The following is a 4,154-nucleotide window of genomic DNA, read 5'->3' as shown; positions in this document are numbered from 1 at the left end:
CGGGGGCGGGGGGCGCGCCGCCCCCTGGTCGCGGGGCGGCCCCCCGGGCGGGGGGGGGCGGCGGCGCAGCCGGTGGCCCCCCCCCACCCCCGGCCGCCGGCGGTCCGTCAGACCGCGGCCGCCTTCCCGGCCACCGGGGCCGTGCCCGCCCCGCCGGGCTCCGCCGCCGCCCCTTCGACCTCCGCGAGGTCGTGGCCGCGGGTCTCCCGGCCGCAGAGCACCGCCAGCACCGTGACGACGGCCGCGATCGCCACGTACACCGAGATCGGCGTCGAGCTGCCGTAGTCCTTCAGCAGCGCGGTGGCGATCAGCGGGGCCGGGGCGCCGGCCGCCACGGAGGCGAACTGGGCGCCGATCGAGGCCCCGGAGTAGCGCAGCCGGGTGGCGAACAGCTCGGAGAAGAAGGCGGCCTGGGGCGCGTACATCGCGCTGTGGAAGACCAGGCCGACGGTCACCGCGAGCACCAGCGAGCCGAACGACGCGGTGTCCACCAGCCCGAAGAAGACGAACGCCCACACGCCGACGCCGACCGCACCCACCAGGTACACCGGCCGGCGCCCGACCCGGTCGGAGAGCGCCCCGAAGAGCGGGATCAGCGCGAACTGGACGGCGGAGGCGATCAGGACGGCGTTCAGCGCGGTCTGCTTGGGGAGGTGCACGTGCGAGACGGCGTAGGCCAGGACAAAGGTCGTCATCACGTAGTACGAGATGTTCTCCGCCATCCGCGCGCCCATCGCGACCAGCACCTCCCGCCAGTGGTGCCGCAACACCCCCACCAGCGGCGGCTGCTCGGCCTTCCCGCGGCGCTCCGCCTGGGCCAGGGCCTCCTTGAACAGCGGCGACTCGTCCACCGCCAGCCGGATCCACATCCCGACCCCGACCAGCACCGCCGAGAGCAGGAACGGCACCCGCCACCCCCACGCCAGGAACGCCGCGTCCGACTGCACGGCCGTCATCAGCGACAGCACCCCGGCCGCCAGCAGGTTGCCGGCCGGCGCCCCGCCCTGCGGCCAGGACGCCCAGAACCCGCGCCGCCGCGCGTCCCCGTGCTCCGAGACCAGCAGCACCGCGCCGCCCCACTCCCCGCCGAGCGCGAACCCCTGCACCAGCCGCAGCGCGGTCAGCAGCACCGGGGCAGCCACCCCGATCGAGTCGTAGGTCGGCAGACAGCCGATCAGCGTGGTCGATCCGCCCATCAGCAGCAGGCTCACCACCAGCAGCTTCTTGCGCCCCACCCGGTCGCCGAAGTGGCCGAACACCAGGGCGCCGACGGGCCGTGCCGCGAAGCCGATCGCGTAGGTGAGGAAGGAGAGCAGCGTTCCGGTCAGCGGATCGCTGTGCGGGAAGAACAGCTTCCCGAACACCAGCGCCGCGGCGGTTCCGTAGAGAAAGTAGTCGTACCACTCGATCGTGGTGCCGATCAGGCTCGCCGCCACGACTCGGGGCAGCGAACTCCGGCTTGCGCGATCCGATGGATCCGGGACAGCCGTCATGGCTCACCATTTCCAGGCTCGGGGGAGGGTGTCGGCACACGGTAGGAAGCGCGGGAGTCCCGCACGATGTGACCGGCCGCCACATCTCGGTTTCCTGACATGGGCGTGACACCCACTCCCCGGCGGTGCCCGGGCGTCCGCGGGCGGGTGGGGCGGGGCGGTGTCCGGGGCCGCGAACGGGGGGAGTCCGGCGGCCCCGCCCCTGTGTGCCGGCCCCCTACGGAACCCCTCTGAACTGTGGTGTTTCCCGCCATCGCGGTGGCGTCGAGGCCGGTGGCCGGCGAGCGTCCTCCAAGCCAAACCCATCCTGAAGTGTCTTCCCCACAATGGGCGCGGATGCTTCACCCGTTCGGAGGATTGCTCGGTCAGAACCACCCATAGCGCCCGAATGCTCGCTACATTCACGCCGATTCCCGACAGGGGGCGTCGCCACAGGCAGCCGAACCGCTGGTGGAGCCGGTGCGGCGTCCGAGAGGTGTTGACTGACTATGCCCCAAAGGCCTGCAACCGACAGCCCGGCGTACGGACCGCTCGACCCGATCGACCAGCACCGGGGTCCGGTCGGCCGGACCCTTCCGGACGCCCCCGACGCCCCGACCGCCGCCGACGACCCGCGGCTGCCCGAGCAGGCCACACCCGCCGACCGGCACGTGCCCGAACGGCACGCCGGCGAGCGCCACGCCGTCGAGCGGCACGCGCCCGAGCGGCACCAGTCGGCCGGGGCCACCCAGAACCTCCAGCTCGCCGCGCTGATCGAGGAGGCCGGCTTCTCGCACGCCGGCCTGGCCCGTCGGGTCGACCAGCTCGGCCTGGAGCACGGCCTCGACCTGCGCTACGACAAGACCTCCGTCACCCGCTGGCTCCGCGGCCAGCAGCCCCGCGGCGCCACCCCGGCGCTGATCGCCGAGGTGTTCACCCGCCGGCTCGGCCGCCGCCTCACCGCCCAGGACCTCGGCCTGGACGCCTGCGCCCCGGTCTACGCGGGCCTGGAGTTCGCCGAGACGCCGCAGGAGGCGGTGGACATCGTGGCGAGCATGTGGCGCAAGGACAACGGGCCGCAGTCCGAGCTGCGCCGGATCGCCTTCACCCCGGCCGGCCTGGTGGTGCCCAGCCGGGACTGGCTGATCGGCCGCACCGACGAGCGGGTCGCCAGGGACGGCTCCACCCTGGCCCGGCCGGACCCCGGGCCCGGCGCGCCGCTGTCCGCGGGGCCGCCCGGCGCGCCCGCCGGCCCGGTGACCCGGGGCCCCTCCGCGACCGCCAGGACCGGTTCCGCCCCGGCCGCCGGCGCCCCCACGGCCGGTGCCGCCGGGTCCGCCGCGCTCGGCGCCCGGGTGCCCACCCAGAGCCGCCGCCCGCCGATCGCCGTCGAGCCGCCGTACCACGACCCCGGCCGCGAACAGCGCCCGGCGCTGCGCGTCGGCCGCGGCGACATCGCCGCCATCCGCGCCGTCGGCGACCTCTTCCGGGCGCTGGACCACGCCTACGGCGGCGGCCACGCCCGCCAGGCGCTGGTCCGCTACCTGGAGAGCGAGGCCGAGCCGATGCTGCGCGGCCGCTACGGCGAGCAGATCGGCCGCGCCCTGTTCGGCGCCGTCGCGGACCTCACCCGGCTGGCCGGCTGGACGTCCTTCGACATCGCCGCGCACGGCCTGGCCCAGCGCTACTTCGTCCAGGCGCTGCGGCTCTCCCAGGCCGCCGGGGACCGCGCGCTCGGCGGGTACGTCCTGGTGACGATGAGCCAGCAGGCGGTGCACCTCGGCCACGGCCGGGAGGCCGTCCAGCTGGCCCGGGTCGCCCAGCAGGGCGTGGGCACGGCGGTGCCGCCGACCGTGCAGGCGCTGCTGCACGCCGCCGAGGCGCGCGGCCACGGCCTGCTCGGCGACGTCCGCTCCTGCACCACCGCGCTGGTCCGGGCCGAGCGGGCGCTCGCGGCCGCCCGGACCGGCGACGACCTGCCGTCCTGGGCCCGGTTCTTCGACGAGGCGCAGCTCTCCGACGAGTTCGCGCACTGCTACCGGGACCTCCAGCAGTGGCGCACGTCCGCCCAGCACGCCGAGAAGTCGCTGCGGCTGCGCTCGCCCGCGTACGCCCGCAGCCGGATCTTCTGCCGGCTGGTGCTGGCCACCGCCCGGCTCGGCATGGGGGACCTCGACGAGGCCTGCGGCATGGCGACCGACGCGCTGCGGGCGGCGGGGGAGATGCGCTCGGCCCGGTCGCTGGAGTACGTGCGCGACTTCCACCGCCGGCTCACCCCCTACCGGGGCAGCCCGGTGGCGCGCGCGTTCGAGGAAACGGCCCGCCAGGCGGGGGTGATCTGACCGCCCCGCGGTCCCGCCGGCTCTCGGCGTTCACCCGCGGCCGGCCGCCCCGACGGCGGCCGGCGGCCGGGCGTCCCCGCGCAGCTGCTGCGCCGCCGGCGGGAACAGCGGCACCGCGAACATGCCCGCGCCGACCAGGGCGGCCGCGGTCGAGGACCGCCGACGGCCGGCGTCCACCTCGATCGTGGTGATCCCCACGACCAGCGCCGAGCGCGGCGGCGGTGATCACCGGCGCTCACGCGGCGCCCCGCGGTGGAACGGGGATCATCCGATCAGCGGTCGATCGGCATCGTGGCGAGCGGTCCGTCACCGGCCCCGACAGCCGGCCCGGTGACGGACC

The 4,154-nt window shown here is 75.8% G+C and carries 3 protein-coding genes; 1 reads left to right on the top strand and 2 read right to left on the bottom strand.

The features are described 5' to 3' along the window. Positions 1-107: 107 nt before the first annotated feature. The gene (locus ACFVFS_RS37330) at positions 108-1,493 is read right to left on the bottom strand and encodes an MFS transporter (protein ID WP_380629435.1); all 1,386 of its coding nucleotides are present in this window, start codon (positions 1,491-1,493) and stop codon (positions 108-110) included. Positions 1,494-1,981: 488 nt separating this feature from the next. On the opposite strand from ACFVFS_RS37330, the gene ACFVFS_RS37325 reads away from it, so the two are divergent. Next, positions 1,982-3,814: a regulator gene (locus ACFVFS_RS37325; RefSeq protein ID WP_380629434.1), complete on the top strand. Its 1,833-nt coding sequence runs from the start codon at positions 1,982-1,984 to the stop codon at positions 3,812-3,814. A 30-nt stretch (positions 3,815-3,844) separates the two neighbouring features. On the opposite strand, the gene ACFVFS_RS37320 is transcribed toward ACFVFS_RS37325, so the two are convergent. Next, entirely contained in the window at positions 3,845-4,012 is a 168-nt protein-coding gene (locus ACFVFS_RS37320; protein WP_380629432.1) for a hypothetical protein, read from the bottom strand. Positions 4,013-4,154: the final 142 nt, after the last annotated feature.

Source organism: Kitasatospora sp. NPDC057692, assembly GCF_042799475.1.
GTDB lineage: Bacteria > Actinomycetota > Actinomycetes > Streptomycetales > Streptomycetaceae > Kitasatospora.
The sequence above is the reverse complement of the archived record's forward strand: the minus strand, read 5'-3'. Positions and strand labels throughout refer to the sequence as shown.

Coding starts and splice junctions, on each gene's coding strand:
- ACFVFS_RS37325 (WP_380629434.1), top strand. CDS start 1,982: ATGCCCCAAAGGCCTGCAACCGACAGCCCGGCGTACGGACCGCTCGAC.
- ACFVFS_RS37330 (WP_380629435.1), bottom strand. CDS start 1,493: ATGACGGCTGTCCCGGATCCATCGGATCGCGCAAGCCGGAGTTCGCTG.